Here is a 15,567-nt window from a genome sequence, read left to right as displayed (position 1 = left end):
ATGAGGCGACGGCACGTCTGGATCCTGTCGGTGGGGTGATGGGGCGGTTCGTGTGGTTCGACGCGGGTGCGGGGGTTCCTGGTCGGCTGTTGGTGGTGTTGCACCACGCCGGTGGCGACCTCGGTACGACGCTGGACCCACGCCCTCCAGGACGAGGCGGCCAGTGGTGAACGACGGTCTGCTGGCCGGGCTCGCCCTCGCGGTGGCCAAGTGGCGGCAGAAGCGCGGCGTCTCGGAGTCCTCGGCGCTGATCCGGCTCGAAGGGCACGGCCGTGAGGAAGCCGTCGTGCCGGGCGCGGACCTGTCCCGCACGGTGGGCTGGTTCACCAGCATGTTCCCCGTCCGCCTCGACACCAACGGTGCCGCTCTCGATGAGGCGTTCGCCGGTGGACCCGCGGCGGGGAAGGTGGTGAAGGCGGTCAAGGAACAGCTCCTCGCCATCCCGGACAAGGGCATCGGCTACGGCCTGCTGCGCTACCTCAACAGGGAGACGGCCGCCGTCCTGCAGGGGCATACGGCCGGGCAGATCGCCTTCAACTACCTGGGCCGGTTCTCCGCCGCCGACATGCCGGAGAACCTGCGCGGCCTCGGCTGGAACGAGGCCCCCGGCGTCGACGACCTGGTCGCCGCACCGGACGCGGACATGCCGCTGATGTCGACGCTGGAGATCAACGCCCACGTCGGCGACACCGAGGACGGGCCGTGCCTGAACGCCCGCCTGGGCTTCGCCAGCGGCGTGCTGTCCCGCGAGGACGTGCAGGAACTGGCCGACCTGTGGTGCGCGGCACTGGAAGGCCTGGCCCGGCACGTGGCGCGGCCCGGTGCCGGTGGCCTGACGCCGTCGGACGTGCCGCTGGTCTCGGTGGACCAGCGCAAGCTGGAGGTCTGGGAGAAGAAGTACCCGGGCCTTGCGGACGTCTGGCCGCTGACATCGCTGCAGTCCGGGTTGCTCTTCCACGCCCTGTTCGCGGATACGGCGTACGACGCGTACCACATGCAACTGGTATTCCACCTGACCGGTCCCGTGGAGCCGGAGCGGATGCGGGCCGCGGGACAGGCCGTCCTCGACCGCTACGCCAATCTGCGGACGGCGTTCGTCAGCGACACCGCCGGTGAACGCGTCCAGCTCGTCGTCGACGACGTCCGCCTGCCCTGGCAGCACGCCGACCTGAGCGACCTCTCCGAGGAGGAGCGGGAGGCGGCGTACGAGCGGATCCTCGCCGAGGACGACCGCACCCACTTCGACCTGGAGAAGCCGCCGCTGGTGCGGATGACCCTGGTGACCATGGGCCCGGACCGGGCCGAACTGGTCTTCACCGCCCACCACGTCCTCCTGGACGGCTGGTCGCTGCCGCTGTTGATGCAGGATCTGCTGCGGTTGTACGGCTCCGACGGTGACGCCTCGGTGCTGCCGCGTACGCGGGGCTACCGCGACTTCCTGACCTGGCTGGCCCAGCAGGACCACGACGCGGCCGCCCGCGCCTGGGCGGACGAACTCGACGGACTCGACGAACCCACCCTGCTGTGCCCGGACGACACGGCAGAGCACGCGGACGCCGAGGACAGCGAGGCATCCGAGGGCAGCGAGGGGATCGGGCAGCTCGAAGTGCCGCTGTCCGTGCAGACGTCCCGTGAACTGGAGCGGCAGGCCGCCGAGTTGGGCGTCACCCTGAGCACGGTCGTCCAGGCGGCCTGGGCCGTGCTGCTCGGCCGGCTCACCGGGCGCCAGGACGTGGTGTTCGGCACCACGGTGTCCGGCCGTCCGCCCGCCGTCACGGACGTCGACACCATGGTCGGCCTGTTCATCAACACCCTTCCCGTACGCGTGACCTGCGCCCCCGGGGACAGCTTCGCCCAGATCCTGACGCGGCTCCGGGACCGCCAGGCCGTGCTGCTCGACCACCACCACTACGGCCTCGCGCAGATCCAGCACGACACCGGCCTGAGCACCCTCTTCGACACCATGGTCGGGTTCCAGTCCTATCCGATCGACCGGGTGGGCCTCACCGAGGCGAACACGACCGCCGGGATCGCGTTCACCGGCATCACCTCGCTCAGCGGCACCCACTACCCGCTCGGCGTGATCGGCAGCTCCGAACCCCGGCTGCGCGTGGCCATGCAGTACCAGCGCCACACCTTCGACCATGCCGCCGTGGAGACCATCGCCGACCGGCTCGCGCACATCCTGCGCAGCCTCGCGGCCGACCCGGACCTGGCCGTCGGGACGATCGAGGTGCTCGCACCGGGCGAACGCGAGCGGCTCATCGGCGAGTTCAACGACACGGCGGCACCGCTGCCCGAGGCCACCATCCCGGAACTCTTCGCGCACCGCGTGTCGACGGCTCCCGACGCCGTCGCGGTCGTCGACGACGACGAGACGCTGACCTACCGTGAGCTCGACGTCCGGTCGAACCGGCTGGCGCGCGTGCTGTTGCGGCGCGGAGTGGGACCGGAGTCCGTGGTGGCGGCCGCGCTGCCCCGCTCGGCGGCGATGGTGGTGGCATGGCTTGCCGTGCTCAAGGCGGGCGGCGCGCATCTCCCCGTCGACCCGGGCTACCCGGACGAGCGGATCACGTACATGCTCACGGACTCCGGGGCGGGCCTGGTCCTCGCGGACGCGACGACTGCCGCGGGACTTCCCGAGACGTCCGTCCCCGTGTTCCGCCTGGACGATCCTCAGGTCGCCGAGGCCCTGACCGGCTCCGACGGCGCCGCGCTGACCGACGCGGAGCGAGGGCGGCCGCTGTCGGTCGCGGGCACCGCGTACGTCATCTACACCTCGGGTTCGACGGGGCGGCCCAAGGGCGTCGCGGTCACCCACACCGGGGTGGCCAGCATGGTCGACGCGCACGTCGGCGGCCTCGCGATCACTCCGGACAGCCGCGTGCTGCAGCTCGCCTCGCCGAGCTTCGACGTGTCGGTCTGCGAACTGTGCATGTCCCTGCTCTCGGGCGCCGCCCTGATCCTCGCCGACGTCGAACGCCTGGCCCCCGGGGCCCCCATGGCCAAGACGATCGACGAGCGGCAGGTGACCCACGCGATGATCCCGCCGCACGTCATCGCGGCGCTCCCGGCCGGCTCGCTGTCCACCGTGACGTCGCTGGCCACCGGCGGCGAGACGATCCCGCCCGAAACCGTGGCCGAATGGTCGAGCGGGCGGCGGATGGTGACCCTCTACGGGCTCACCGAGACCACCGTCTGCGTCACCATGAGCGCGCCGCTGAAGGCCGATGGCAAGGCGGCGTCCATCGGCCGGCCGACCACGAACGCTCGGGCGTACGTCCTCGACACGGCGTTGCGGCCGGTGCCGGTGGGGGTGCCCGGAGAGCTGTATGTGGCCGGTCCCGGCCTCGCGCGCGGCTACGTCGGCCGTCCCGGCGTGACGGCCGACCGATTCGTGGCCAACCCCTTCGACGGCCCCGGCGAGCGGATGTACCGGACCGGGGACGTGGTGGCGTGGACACCGGACGGCGACCTGGTGTTCCAGGGCCGTGCGGACCACCAGGTCAAGATCCGCGGATTCCGGATCGAACTCGGCGAGGTCGAGGCGGCGCTCCTGACGCACCCCGACGTCGCGCAGGCCGTGGTCGTCACCGACGGCCCGTCGAGCTCCCGGCGCCTCGTGGCGTACGTGGTGCCGACCGCCGACCGGACCGAGGAATCCGCCGGCGCGGACTCCGGGAACCCCGGTGACGTACCGGACGGCCGCACTCCCGGGACGCTCGCCACCGAGCTGCGGGCGCATCTGCGCGAACAACTGCCGGAACACATGGTGCCGTCCGCGGTGGTGGCCATCGACGAGGTGCCCCTGACGCCCAACAACAAGCTGGACCGGCGCGCCCTCCCGGCGCCGGACCACACCGGGCAGATGACCGGGCGGGCCCCGCGGAACTCGCGCGAGGAGCTCCTGTGCGGCCTGTTCGCCGAGGTGCTCGGCCTCGACCGGGTCGGAGCCGACGACGACTTCTTCGGCCTCGGCGGACACTCGCTCCTCGCCACCCAACTGGTCAGCCGCATCCGCACGGTGCTCGGCGTCGAGACGTCGATCCGGCGGGTGTTCCAGTCACCCACCGTCGCCGAACTGGCCGCCGATCTGGCGGTGGACGGCGGTGCCGCCGAGTCCGGTGACCCGTTCGCGGCCGTGCTGCCCATCAAGACGAGCGGGGACAAGGCGCCGCTGTGGTGGATCCACCCCGGCAGCGGGCTCTGCTGGATCTACCTCGGCTTCGCCGGACGCCTGCCCGCGGACCGACCGGTCTACGGCATCCAGGCGAAGGGCTTCGACGGGGTCACACAGCCGCCCGAGTCGATCGACGCCATGGTCACCGACTACGTCGAGGAGATCCTCGCGGTACAGCCCGAGGGTCCCTTCCACCTCCTCGGGCTCTCCATCGGCGGCACCCTCGCGCACGCGATGGCCGCCGAGTTCCAGCGGCGCGGGCACGAGGTGGGGCTCCTCGGCCTCCTCGACAGCGTTCCCAGCACCTTCTTCGAACACTACGAGCCGCCCCACGCCACCGACATCCGCGCCTACTTCGGCGAGCACCTCATCAGCGCCGGCAACGCCGGTGACCACGAGGCGTTCGTGGACACCGCGGTCTCCGTCATCGTCGGCCACACCAGGATGATGGACGGCTTCACGTCACCGACGTACCGCGGCGACGCGCTGTTCTTCAACGCGACGGCCGAAGGCGACGGCTCGTACGCGGACCTGTGGCGCGGTCACATCACCGGTGCCGTACGGGAGTACGACATCGACAGCACGCACCAGGACATGTACCTGCCCGCACCCGCCGACGAGATCTGCCGCGCGGTCGTCCGCGCGCTCGGCGACGACGTGGAAGGGGATTCCGTGCGAGAGAGCTGACCGGCGCGACGGCGTGGTGCGGGTCACTCCGCACCACGCCGCACGCAACGGACGAAACGGACGGCGCAACAAACACGCGCTCATCCCGGCCGCACGCAACGATCTTGTGTCGATGCGCAACGTTGCTGCATTACGGTTGGGAACCAGCGCCTCGTAGAGTCGGGCGCTGTACGTGGCGTGGCGGGGACTGCCTGCTCGGTGGCTCCCGTTCTTCCTTGTGGGCTGCCGCGGCTTCCTGCCACCTCTACCGGCAGCGATGAAGGAGCCAGCGCGTGCTCGACCAGGGCGCACCCCCGACGACCCGCCCACGCCCCCAGGGCGGCGGCGGTTTCGGCAGCCGAATAACACGGCGCAAGCCGGTGGACCGCCTGGTCGCCGAGGGCGGCCAGGGCGAGGGCGGCACGCTCCGCCGGACCCTCGGCATGTGGCAGCTGACCATGATCAGCATCGGCGCCACCCTCGGCACCGGCATCTTCGTGGTGCTCGGCGAGAGCGTCCCGAAGGCGGGCCCCGCCGTCACGATCTCCTTCGTGATCGCCGGCCTCACCGCCCTCTTCTCGGCCCTCTCCTACGCCGAGCTGGCCGGCACCATCCCGGTCGCCGGATCCTCGTACTCGTACGCGTACGCAACCATGGGCGAACTGGTCGCCTGGGTGTGCGGCTGGTGCCTGGTCCTGGAGTACGGGGTGTCGGTCGCGGCCGTCGCCGTCGGCTGGGGCGAGTACCTGAACGAGCTGCTCGACGGCACCATCGGCGTCACCATCCCGGACGCGCTGTCCGCGGCCCCCGGTGAGGTCGACGGCGCGATCATCAACCTGCCCGGCCTGATCGTCGTGCTGCTCGCCATGGTGTTCCTGCTCGGCGGCGCCAAGGAGTCCGCGCGCGCCAACACGATCATGGTCATCGTGAAGATCGCGGCCCTCGTGCTCTTCTGCGCGGTCGGCTTCACCGGCTTCAAGTCCGGCAACTACTCCGACTTCATGCCGCTCGGCGTCGCCGGGGTCAGCGCGGCCGGAGCGAGCCTGTTCTTCTCCTACATCGGCTTCGACGCCGCCTCCACCGCCGGTGAGGAGGCCAAGAACCCGCAGCGCGACCTGCCGCGCGCGATCATGCTCTCGCTGATCATCGTCACCGCGCTCTACGTCCTGGTCGCCGCCGTCGCCGTCGGCGCCTGGAACTGGAAGGACTTCGAGGGCTCCGAGGCGTCGCTGACCGCGATCATGAACGACGTCACCGGCCAGAACGTCTGGGGCACGCTGCTCGCCGCGGGCGCCGTCATCTCCATCGCCAGCGTCGTCCTGACCGTTCTCTACGGCCAGACCCGCGTGCTCTTCGCGATGTCCCGCGACGGCCTCGTGCCCAAGACGTTCGCCAAGGTCAGTGGCAAGACCGGCACGCCCCGCGTGAACACCGTCCTGGTGTCCCTGTTCTGCGGCGCGCTCGCCTCCGTGATCCCGCTCGGCAAGCTCGTCGACGCCACCAGCATCGGCACGCTGTTCGCCTTCGGCCTGGTCAACGTCGCCGTGATCATCCTGCGCCGGACCCGGCCCGACATGCCGCGCACCTTCCGGGTGCCGCTCGGCTGGCTCTTCCCGGTCCTCGGCTTCGGCTTCTGCGCGTACAACATGTACAACCTCGACGCGGCGACCTGGAAGGTCTTCGGTGTCTGGATGGTCGTCGGGCTCGTGTTCTACTTCCTGTACGGGATGCGCCGCTCCCGCCTGGAGACCGAACCGCCCGCCGCGGAGGTCTCCGCAGTGAAGTGACACGCAGAGAAGTGAACGACCCCCAGTGCGACTGAACGATCTCGACGAACGCATCGTGCACGCCCTCGCCGAGGACGCCCGCCGCTCCTACGCCGACATCGGCCAGCTGGTCGGCCTGTCCGCGCCCGCCGTCAAGCGGCGCGTGGACCGGCTGCGGGCCACCGGAGCCATCACCGGATTCACGGTCCGGGTGGACCCGGCCGCGCTCGGCTGGGAGACCGAGGGGTTCATCGAGATCTACTGTCGCCGGAACACCTCGCCCGAGGCGATCCAGCGGGGTCTTGAGCGGTACCCGGAGATCGCGTCCGCCTCCACCGTCACCGGTGAGGCGGACGCGATCGTCCAGGTTTTCGCGGCCGACATGCGGCACTTCGAGCGGGTCCTGGAGCGCATCGCCGGGGAGCCGTTCGTGGAACGGACGAAGTCCGTGCTGGTGCTTTCGCCGCTGATGCGGCGCTTTTCGTCCGGGTCGCCCGCGTAGGTGCCCCAGGCGGTGCTTCGGCGGCCGCGGGTGCGTCGTGCTTGCTCGCGCAGTTCCCCGCGCCCCTTCGGGGCGCTCCCGCAAGGGGCGCGAGCCGTCCGACCCCCGTACGGGCAGCCCGCGCCCCGGCTCAGTCGCCCTCGGGGTACGGCGGGTTCCACGGGGTCACGTGGAAGTCGCCCGTGCCCTTCTTGACCTTCTCGAACGGGGCCGCGCTGTTGCACTTCGTCAGCTTCTTCGTGCCGTCGGGGCCGCCCGTCGCGCCCCAGCTGTAGCCGAGCCGGTCGTTCTTGCCCTGGTCGTGGACGCTGAAGCCGACGCGGCTGCCGTTCATCTCCTTGATGTTGGTCTTGGTGATGATGCCGGTCGCCGACGCCACCTTCCCGCCGGTCAGCAGGCAGTCGATGCGGCCCGTCGCCCAGCCGCCCTTGCCGCCCGGCTTCTCCAGGTGCACGAACTTGAACGTGCCGGTCGCCTTGCTCGGGTCGGCGTTGTGCCTGGCGGCCAGATGCGCGTCGAACGTGAAGGTGACGTCCTCCGTGGTCTTGCGGAACAGCTTGGCCTTGCCGGTCAGCGCGGCCGCCTCGCGGGGCTCGGCCCGCTCGGCGGCCGCGTGCCCGCCGACCTTCCTGCCGGGGTGCGTGACGTCCTCCCCGGACGCCACGGCCACTCCGGCCGCGCCCGCGGTGATCAGGAGCGCGGCGCCCACGGCGACAGCGCGGTTGCGGGTGAAGGCGTTACGGCTCACGGGAAGCCCTCCGTCTTTCGTTCAGGCTGGTCACCCGGCGTTTCCGGGTGAGAGAACGATCCCGCGGCAGGGGCCGTCGGGGCGTCCGGCCCAGGTCTGCACTGTGTTTCCGCCGCGCGGGGGAGGGGACGGCGCGCGGGATGCGCCCGCAGGCGTACACGCCGCCCCGGGCGCCACGCAACGAATCGCCGCCACCCCCTCCCCACGCGCAACAAATCGCCCAGCGAGGTGCAACGGTCGCGCCTTGCCCGGTCACGGCCGCGGAACGTACCGTCTTTGCGAACCCCTGACGCCCGCCCGTCTCCCTACGCACGCCCCGAGGACAGCCATGTCACCGCTGCGCACCGCCCTGCTCCAGAGCTCGGGACGTCCCGGTTCCGTGGCCGCCAACCTCAAGGTCCTGGACGAGGCGGCGGAGCGGGCCGCGGCGGCCGGGGCGCGGCTGCTCGTGACGCCGGAGATGTTCCTGACCGGGTACGCCATCGGCGACGACGTGCCCCGGCTCGCCGAGCCCGCCGACGGCGACGCGGCGGACGCGGTCGCCGACATCGCCGTACGCCACGGTCTCGCTGTCGCCTACGGCTACCCGGAGCGCGCGGACGCCGACGTCTTCAACTCCGTCCAGCTCATCGGCGCGGACGGCGCCGGCCTCGCGAACTACCGCAAGACCCACCTCTTCGGCTGCTTCGAGCGCGACCACTTCACCCCCGGCGAGCAGGCCGTCGTCCAGGCCGACCTCGACGGCCTCCGGATCGGCCTGATGATCTGCTACGACGTGGAGTTCCCGGAGAACGTGCGGGCCCACGCCCTCGCGGGCACCGACCTGCTGCTCGTCCCGACCGCGCAGATGCACCCGTTCCAGTTCGTCGCCGAGTCCGTCGTGCCGGTGCGCGCCTTCGAGAACCAGATGTACGTCGCGTACGTCAACCGCGTCGGCCCCGAGGGCGAGTTCGAGTTCGTCGGCCTGTCCACGCTGGCCGGTCCCGACGGGATCGCCCGCACCCGCGCCGGACGCGGCGAGGACCTGGTGCTCGCCGACGCCGACCCCGCCTTCCTCGCCGCGTCCCGCGAGGCCAACCCCTATCTGAGCGACCGCCGCCCCGGCCTGTACGGACCCCTCGTCCAGGCCTGACCGCACCGGGCCGCAAGGCCGCCGAGGGCGAAGCCCGCCCGCGCCACCTTTTTCCGTACCGCGCAAGGAGTCCGTACCCCATGACGTCCACGGTGCCCACCGCCGTCCAGCACACCGACGCCCAGCCGCCCATCACCATGTTCGGGCCGGACTTCCCCTACGCGTACGACGACTTCCTCGCGCACCCCGCGGGCCTCGGCCAGATACCCGCGACCGAGCACGGCACCGAGGTCGCCGTCATCGGCGGCGGCCTCTCCGGCATCGTGGCCGCGTACGAACTGATGAAGATGGGCCTCAAGCCCGTCGTCTACGAGGCCGACCAGATCGGCGGGCGTCTGCGCACCGTCGGCTTCGAGGGCACCGGTACCGACGGGCTCACCGCCGAGATGGGCGCCATGCGGTTCCCGCCGTCCTCGACGGCGCTCCAGCACTACATCGACCTGGTGGGCCTGGAGACCAAGGCGTTCCCCAACCCGCTCGCCGAGTCGACCCCCTCGACGGTCGTGGACCTCAAGGGCGAATCGCACTACGCCACCACCGTCGACGACCTGCCGCAGGTCTACCGCGACGTGATGAACGCGTGGAACGCCTGTCTGGAGGAGGGCGCCGACTTCTCCGACATGAACCGTGCCCTGCGCGAGCGCGACGTGCCGAAGATCCGGGAGATCTGGGCGAAGCTCGTCGAGAAGCTCGACAACCAGACCTTCTACGGCTTCCTCTGCGAGTCCGAGGCGTTCAAGTCGTTCCGGCACCGCGAGATCTTCGGCCAGGTCGGCTTCGGCACCGGCGGCTGGGACACCGACTTCCCGAACTCCATCCTGGAGATCCTGCGCGTCGTCTACACCGAGGCCGACGACCACCACCGCGGCATCGTCGGCGGCAGCCAGCAGTTGCCGCTGCGCCTGTGGGACCGCGAGCCGCAGAAGATCGTGCACTGGCCGCTCGGCACCTCCCTGGCCTCGCTGCACGACGGCCGCGCGCCGAAGCCCGCCGTGACCCGGCTGCACCGCACCGCGGGCAACCGCGTCACGGTCACCGACGCGAACGGAGACATCCGCACCTACCGGACGGCGATCTTCACCGCGCAGTCCTGGATGCTGCTCTCCAAGATCGAGTGCGACGACTCGCTGTTCCCCATCGACCACTGGACGGCGATGGAGCGGACCCACTACATGGAGTCCTCGAAGCTCTTCGTCCCGGTGGACCGGCCGTTCTGGCTGGACAAGGACGAGGAGACGGGCCGTGACGTCATGTCGATGACGCTCACCGACCGGATGACGCGCGGTACTTACCTGCTGGACGACGGTCCGGACAAGCCCGCCACCATCTGCCTCTCCTACACCTGGTGCGACGACAGCCTCAAGTGGCTGCCGCTGTCGGCGAACGAGCGCATGGAGGTCATGCTCAAGTCGCTCGGCGAGATCTACCCGAAGGTCGACATCAGGAAGCACATCATCGGCAACCCGGTGACCGTGTCCTGGGAGAACGAGCCCTACTTCATGGGCGCGTTCAAGGCGAACCTGCCGGGCCACTACCGCTACCAGCGGCGCCTGTTCACGCACTTCATGCAGGACGACCTGCCCACGGACAAGCGCGGCATCTTCCTCGCTGGCGACGACATCTCCTGGACGGCCGGCTGGGCCGAGGGCGCCGTGACGACCGCGCTGAACGCCGTGTGGGGCGTCATGCACCACCTCGGCGGCGCGACGGACGCCACGAACCCCGGCCCCGGCGACCTGTACGACGAGATCGCGCCGGTGGAACTGCCGGAGGACTGACAGCACTGACAGCAGGCCGGGTCAGAGCCCGGCCTCCCTGGCCGCCGCGTGCACCGCGGCGGCCACGTCGGTGAGCTCCCGGGCGTCCCGGGCGCTCGCCTGGAGGTCGACGAGGATCTCCTCCACCCCGGCGGCGGCGTGCGCCACCAGGTCCTCGGCGATCTGCTCGGCGTCGCCCCGGAAGGGGGCGCGGTCGGGGCCGTCGTACGGCTTCGGTGTGTAGCGGGCGTTCGCGCGCAGGACGCTCTGGATCGGGGCCGTGCGGCCTCGCTCGGCGGCCAGGTCCGTGAGCCGCCGCCACTCCTCGGCGAGGCGCGCGGGGCCCGCCGCGCCGGGCATCCAGCCGTCGGCGCGGTCCACGAGCCTGCGGGCGGCGCGCGGGCTGTTCGCGGGCAGCAGGACCGGGATCGGGCGGGCCGGCTTCGGGCCCACCTCGGACGGGGTGATCGTCGTCAGTGCCCCCTCGGGCCCCTCGTACGCGACCGGGTCCGGGCCCCACACCGCCCGGCACACGTCGAGCGTCTCGTCGAGGACCTTGCCGCGCCGCTCGTACGGCGCCACCGACGCCGCCGCGTACTCGTCGACGGACCAGCCCGTGCCGAGGCCCGCGACCACCCGGCCGCCGCTCGCCGCGTCCAACGAGGCCAGGGAGCGGGCCAGTTGGAACGGCACGTGCAGCGGCGCCACCAGGACGCTGGTGCCGAGGCGCACCCGCTCGGTGACGGCGGCCGCCAGCGTGAGCGTGACCAGGGGGTCGGCGACCGACCGGTAGGTGTCCGGCCAGGGCCTGCCCTCAATGCCCCACAGGCCCTGGGTCGGGGGATCGGGGAACAGGACGCGCTCGAAGACCCAGAGACTGTCGAACCCGGTCTCCTCGGCGGCCCGCGCCACCTGCGGGACGTCGCGTCCGATGGCGAAGTGCTTCATCTGCGGCAGGCCGAGGCCGAGTCGGCACGAGGGCACGTCAGCTCCTGTGGGTCCGGGACGGTACCGGACACGCTAGCCCGGCGCGGGATCAGTCCGGCAGCGGCGTGAGCAGCATCCGGCCCACGAGCCCCACCGTGTCGTCCAGACGCGCCCGCATCTCCTCCGCCACGCCCGGGAAGTCGCGCAGCGCCCACAGGGCGCGCGCCGCCGACCAGGCGCCGTCGCGGGCGCGGTCCAGGGACCAGGAGCCGAGCAGGTGGGTGAGGGGGTCGGCGACCTGGAGGAGGTCGGGGCCCGGCATCAGGTCCTCGCGGATGCGTTCCTCCAGCGAGACGAGGATGTCGCCGACGCGGTCGAACTCGTCCTCCAGGTCGGTCGGCGCGCAGCCCAGGCCGTGGCAGGTGTCCACGACGGCGAGCGCCAGGTCGTGGCCGATGTGGGCGTTGATGCCCGCGAGCGCGAACTGCAGGCCGCGCACGCCGGGGTGGCGGCGCAGCTGGAACAGGGGGCGCCAGCACGCGGGCGGGTACCCGTCGGCCGCCGCGGTGTCCACGGCCCGCAGATAGCGCTCCGCGAACCGGACGTCGAGCGTGACCGCCGCCCTGACATCGGGGAAGGCGCCCGCCGCGACGCTCCGGGCGACCTCCTGGGTGACCGCCAGGTACACACGGTTGAAGACGGCGACGCCGTCGCGGCGCGGCCAGGTGGCGTCGAGGGCGCGCATCCGCGCGAGGACGCCGTCGACGCCGCCCTCGGTGAGGCGGCCGGTTCCGCTGTCCTCGCGCACGGGGTGGGCGCGCTCGGCGATCCGCTCGGACTGGGCCATGGGGGCAGCGTCCCAGCCGTGGCGCGGCAGCCGGGCGCGCCGGGCTCGGGCTTACCCAGAACGAGGGAACCCGTCCGGGTCCTTGTGCGTGTCGTCGCCGTCGTCGTACGTGGACGTGCCCGAATCCAGCAGCGGTTCCTGGGACTTGAGGTGGGCGGGGGCGAACGCCCGCAGCACGTGGTAGCCGGTGATGACGACGATCGTGCCGAGCGCGATGCCGCTGAGCGAGAAGTTGTCGGTGAACTTCAGCGAGACGTTGCCGACGCCGATGATGATGCCCGCGGCGGCCGGGACCAGGTTCAGCGGATTGCGCAGGTCCACGTCGGCGTTGATCCAGATCTGCGCGCCGAGCAGCCCGATCATGCCGTACAGGATGACGGTGATGCCGCCGAGGACGCCGCCGGGGATCGCGGCCACGACCGCGCCGAACTTCGGGCACAGGCCGAAGAGCAGGGCGAAGGCGGCGGCCGCCCAGTACGCGGCGGTGGAGTAGACGCGGGTCGCGGCCATCACGCCGATGTTCTCGGAGTACGTCGTGTTGGGCGGGCCGCCGACCGCGGTGGAGAGCACGGAGGCGGCGCCGTCCGCGGAGATCGCGGTGCCGAGCTTGTCGTCCAGGGGGTCGCCGGTCATCTCGCCGACGGCCTTGACGTGTCCGGCGTTCTCCGCGACCAGGGCGATCACGACGGGCAGCGCCACCAGGATCGCCGACCACTCGAAGCTCGGCCCGTGGAAGGACGGCAGGCCGATCCAGTCCGCGTGCCCGACCGCCGACAGGTCCAGGCGCCAGTGGTCGGTGACCTGGCCGGAGCCGTCCTGCGAGTGGATCTTGCCGAAGACGGAGTCGAGCACCCAGGACAGCGCGTACCCGAAGATCAGGCCGAGGAAGATCGCGACCCGGGACCAGAATCCGCGCAGGCACACGACGGCGAGCCCGGTGAACAGCATCACGCACAGCGCGGTCCACTGGTCCTGCGGCCAGTAGGTCGCGGCCGTGACCGGCGCCAGGTTGAAGCCGATCAGCATCACCACCGCGCCCGTGACGATCGGCGGCATCGCGGCGTGGATGATCCGGGCGCCGAACCGCTGCACCGCGAGCCCCACGACGAACAGCGCCGCGCCGACCACGAGCACCGCGCCCGTGACCGTCGCGCTGGAGCCGCCCTGCGCCCGGATCACCGCGGCCACGCCCACGAAGGACAGCGAGCAGCCGAGGTAGCTGGGCACCCGGCCGCGCGTGGCGAGCAGGAAGATGACCGTCGCGACGCCCGACATCATGATCGCGAGGTTCGGGTCGAGGCCCATCAGGACCGGCGCGACGAACGACGCCCCGAACATCGCCACCACGTGCTGGGCGCCGAGTCCGAAAGTGCGGGGCCAGGACAGCCGTTCATCGGGGCGGACGACGGCTCCGGGCGCGGGGGTGCGCCCGTCGCCGTGCAGTCTCCAGCGCACGCCGAGATCCATGGTGAAGTTCGCTTTCTGTGCGCGGGGACGAGCGGTGTCGTCGCAGGGACGAGCGGTGCCGTCGCGGGGACGAGCCGTGTCGTCATGTCGACGATCAGCGTCGACATGTTAGTGCGACGTAAGGGTGGCTCCTTTCCGACGCGCTTCCGGTACGTTGGCATGGCCAAGTCACTGAACGGAGTTCACATATCTGATGGGAGTGTGATGAGTGCCCGTACCCGCACAGGCGCCCTGTTCGCCGCGGCGGCCGCCGTCGCCGCCGTCCTGGTGACGGCCGTACCGGCGACTCCGGCCCAGGGCCCGCCACCGGTGGCCACGGCTGCGAAGGCCACGAAGGTCAAGGTCCCCGACACCGCCGTTCTCGACGGCAAGCGCCTGGCCGACGCCAAGCGGCGGCTCGACCGGGGTGATCCGCGACTGCGCGAGGCCCTCGGCCACTTGACGGCACGCGCGGACAAGTGGCTCGGCAAGGGCCCCTGGACGGTCGTCGACAAGCCGAGGCCCGCACCGAGCGGCGACCCGCACGACTACCTGAGCCAGGCCCCCTACTGGTGGCCGACCAAGCCCAAGACCCCCGACAACCCCTGGGGCTGCCCGTACGAGCAGCGCGACGGCGAGCGCAACCCGGAGGTCGACACCGGCACCGACCGCCGCGACGTGGAGAACGTCTTCGACTCGACCTACGAGCTGTCCCTCGCCTGGTACTACACGGGCGACAGGGAGTACGCCGAGCACGCGGCGAAGGTCCTGCGCACCTGGTTCCTCGACCCGGCGACGCGGATGAACCCGAACCTCGACCACGGGCAGTTCATCCCCTGCAAGTACGACGGCCGTGCCATCGGCATCATCGACTTCTCGCAGTCGTACACCTCCGTCGTCGACGCCCTCGCGATCCTCGGCACCGGCGCGCCGGGCTGGACGTCCGCCGACCGCGCGAAGATGCGCTCCTGGACCAAGAGCTTCCAGAAGTGGCTGGTGGAGAGCCAGTTCGGCAAGGACGAGGTCGCCGCGAAGAACAACCACGGCACCTTCTACGACATGCAGCTCGCCGCCCTCGCGTACGCCAACGGAGACAAGGCACTGGCCCGCAGGACCGTCCTGAACGCCCGCGCCCAGCGCATCGACCCGCAGATCGCCCCCGACGGCAGCCAGCCGCAGGAACTCACCCGCACCCGCAGCTGGCACTACTCGACCTTCGACCTGGTGGCGTACACCCGCCTCGCCGACATCGGCAGGCACGTCGGCGTGGACCTGTGGAAGTACCGGGGCCCGGACGGGCAGAGCCTCGTCAAGGCGGTCGACTACCTGCTGCCCGCCGCGACCGGCTCGGTGAAGTGGCCGCACCCCGAGCTGGAGTTCCTGCGGTACGCGGCGAGCGACGTCGTGCGCGCCGCCGCCGACGCGGGGTCGGCCGCCGCGAAGGCCGCGGTGCCGAAGCTGGAGCGGCCGCCCGGCGGGGACCTGTGGGAGCTGCGGCCTGCGGCCGAGCAGTTGGACTCGATCGCGGGGTGAGGTGCGCGGGCCGGGGGCGCTTCCGGGCGGGAGTGTCGGCTCCCGCCCGGGGGTGGTCGGTGG

Annotated in this window: 10 protein-coding genes; 6 read left to right on the top strand and 4 right to left on the bottom strand. The window is 71.5% G+C overall.

All coding sequences use genetic code 11. The annotated features are described in order from the left end of the window. Positions 1-166 precede the first annotated feature (166 nt). The 3 genes from OO63_RS46350 (at position 167) to OO63_RS18560 (ending at position 7,114) form a co-directional block, all read left to right on the top strand. Positions 167-4,867 carry an amino acid adenylation domain-containing protein gene (locus OO63_RS46350; protein WP_211271471.1) on the top strand — a complete coding sequence of 1,567 codons (4,701 nt, stop codon included), beginning with the start codon at positions 167-169 and terminating at the stop codon, positions 4,865-4,867. 272 nt (positions 4,868-5,139) lie between these two features. Further along, complete coding sequence (locus OO63_RS18565; protein ID WP_030360444.1) at positions 5,140-6,633, top strand: amino acid permease; 1,494 nt, start codon at positions 5,140-5,142, stop codon at positions 6,631-6,633. A 25-nt stretch (positions 6,634-6,658) separates the two neighbouring features. Next, positions 6,659-7,114: an Lrp/AsnC family transcriptional regulator gene (locus OO63_RS18560; protein ID WP_030360443.1), complete on the top strand. Its 456-nt coding sequence runs from the start codon at positions 6,659-6,661 to the stop codon at positions 7,112-7,114. A 130-nt stretch (positions 7,115-7,244) separates the two neighbouring features. Here OO63_RS18560 and OO63_RS18555 read toward each other — a convergent pair whose 3' ends face one another. Beyond that, positions 7,245-7,862 carry a hypothetical protein gene (locus tag OO63_RS18555; RefSeq protein WP_030360442.1) on the bottom strand — a complete coding sequence of 206 codons (618 nt, stop codon included), beginning with the start codon at positions 7,860-7,862 and terminating at the stop codon, positions 7,245-7,247. Between the two features lie 337 nt (positions 7,863-8,199). On the opposite strand from OO63_RS18555, the gene OO63_RS18550 reads away from it, so the two are divergent. Beyond that, entirely contained in the window at positions 8,200-8,994 is a 795-nt protein-coding gene (locus tag OO63_RS18550) for a carbon-nitrogen hydrolase family protein (protein ID WP_030360441.1), read from the top strand. Between the two features lie 80 nt (positions 8,995-9,074). Then, on the top strand, positions 9,075-10,772 hold the full coding sequence (locus OO63_RS18545; RefSeq protein ID WP_030360440.1) for a flavin monoamine oxidase family protein: 1,698 nt from the start codon (positions 9,075-9,077) through the stop codon (positions 10,770-10,772). 21 nt (positions 10,773-10,793) lie between these two features. On the opposite strand, the gene OO63_RS18540 is transcribed toward OO63_RS18545, so the two are convergent. From OO63_RS18540 to OO63_RS18530, 3 genes are all read right to left on the bottom strand, one after another. Further along, positions 10,794-11,699, bottom strand: a complete 906-nt coding sequence (locus OO63_RS18540; RefSeq protein WP_030360439.1) for an LLM class F420-dependent oxidoreductase — start codon at positions 11,697-11,699, stop codon at positions 10,794-10,796. Between the two features lie 88 nt (positions 11,700-11,787). Next, positions 11,788-12,525 carry a DUF5995 family protein gene (locus OO63_RS18535; protein WP_261341823.1) on the bottom strand — a complete coding sequence of 246 codons (738 nt, stop codon included), beginning with the start codon at positions 12,523-12,525 and terminating at the stop codon, positions 11,788-11,790. Positions 12,526-12,576: 51 nt separating this feature from the next. Beyond that, complete coding sequence (locus tag OO63_RS18530) at positions 12,577-13,992, bottom strand: uracil-xanthine permease family protein (RefSeq protein ID WP_030360437.1); 1,416 nt, start codon at positions 13,990-13,992, stop codon at positions 12,577-12,579. 204 nt (positions 13,993-14,196) lie between these two features. Here OO63_RS18530 and OO63_RS18525 point away from each other — a divergent pair, with 204 nt between their 5' ends. After that, positions 14,197-15,504 (top strand): alginate lyase family protein, encoded by a 1,308-nt coding sequence (locus OO63_RS18525; protein ID WP_030360436.1) that lies wholly within the window; start codon positions 14,197-14,199, stop codon positions 15,502-15,504. The last annotated feature ends 63 nt before the right edge of the window (positions 15,505-15,567 follow it).

The organism is Streptomyces alboflavus (assembly GCF_000716675.1).
GTDB lineage: Bacteria > Actinomycetota > Actinomycetes > Streptomycetales > Streptomycetaceae > Streptomyces > Streptomyces alboflavus.
The sequence above is the reverse complement of the archived record's forward strand: the minus strand, read 5'-3'. Positions and strand labels throughout refer to the sequence as shown.

Bases quoted from the DNA above. Each gene is read 5' to 3' on its own strand.
- OO63_RS18535 (WP_261341823.1), bottom strand. From the start codon at position 12,525: ATGGCCCAGTCCGAGCGGATCGCCGAGCGCGCCCACCCCGTGCGCGAG.
- OO63_RS18525 (WP_030360436.1), top strand. From the start codon at position 14,197: ATGAGTGCCCGTACCCGCACAGGCGCCCTGTTCGCCGCGGCGGCCGCC.
- OO63_RS18530 (WP_030360437.1), bottom strand. From the start codon at position 13,992: ATGGATCTCGGCGTGCGCTGGAGACTGCACGGCGACGGGCGCACCCCC.
- OO63_RS18545 (WP_030360440.1), top strand. From the start codon at position 9,075: ATGACGTCCACGGTGCCCACCGCCGTCCAGCACACCGACGCCCAGCCG.
- OO63_RS18540 (WP_030360439.1), bottom strand. From the start codon at position 11,699: ATGAAGCACTTCGCCATCGGACGCGACGTCCCGCAGGTGGCGCGGGCC.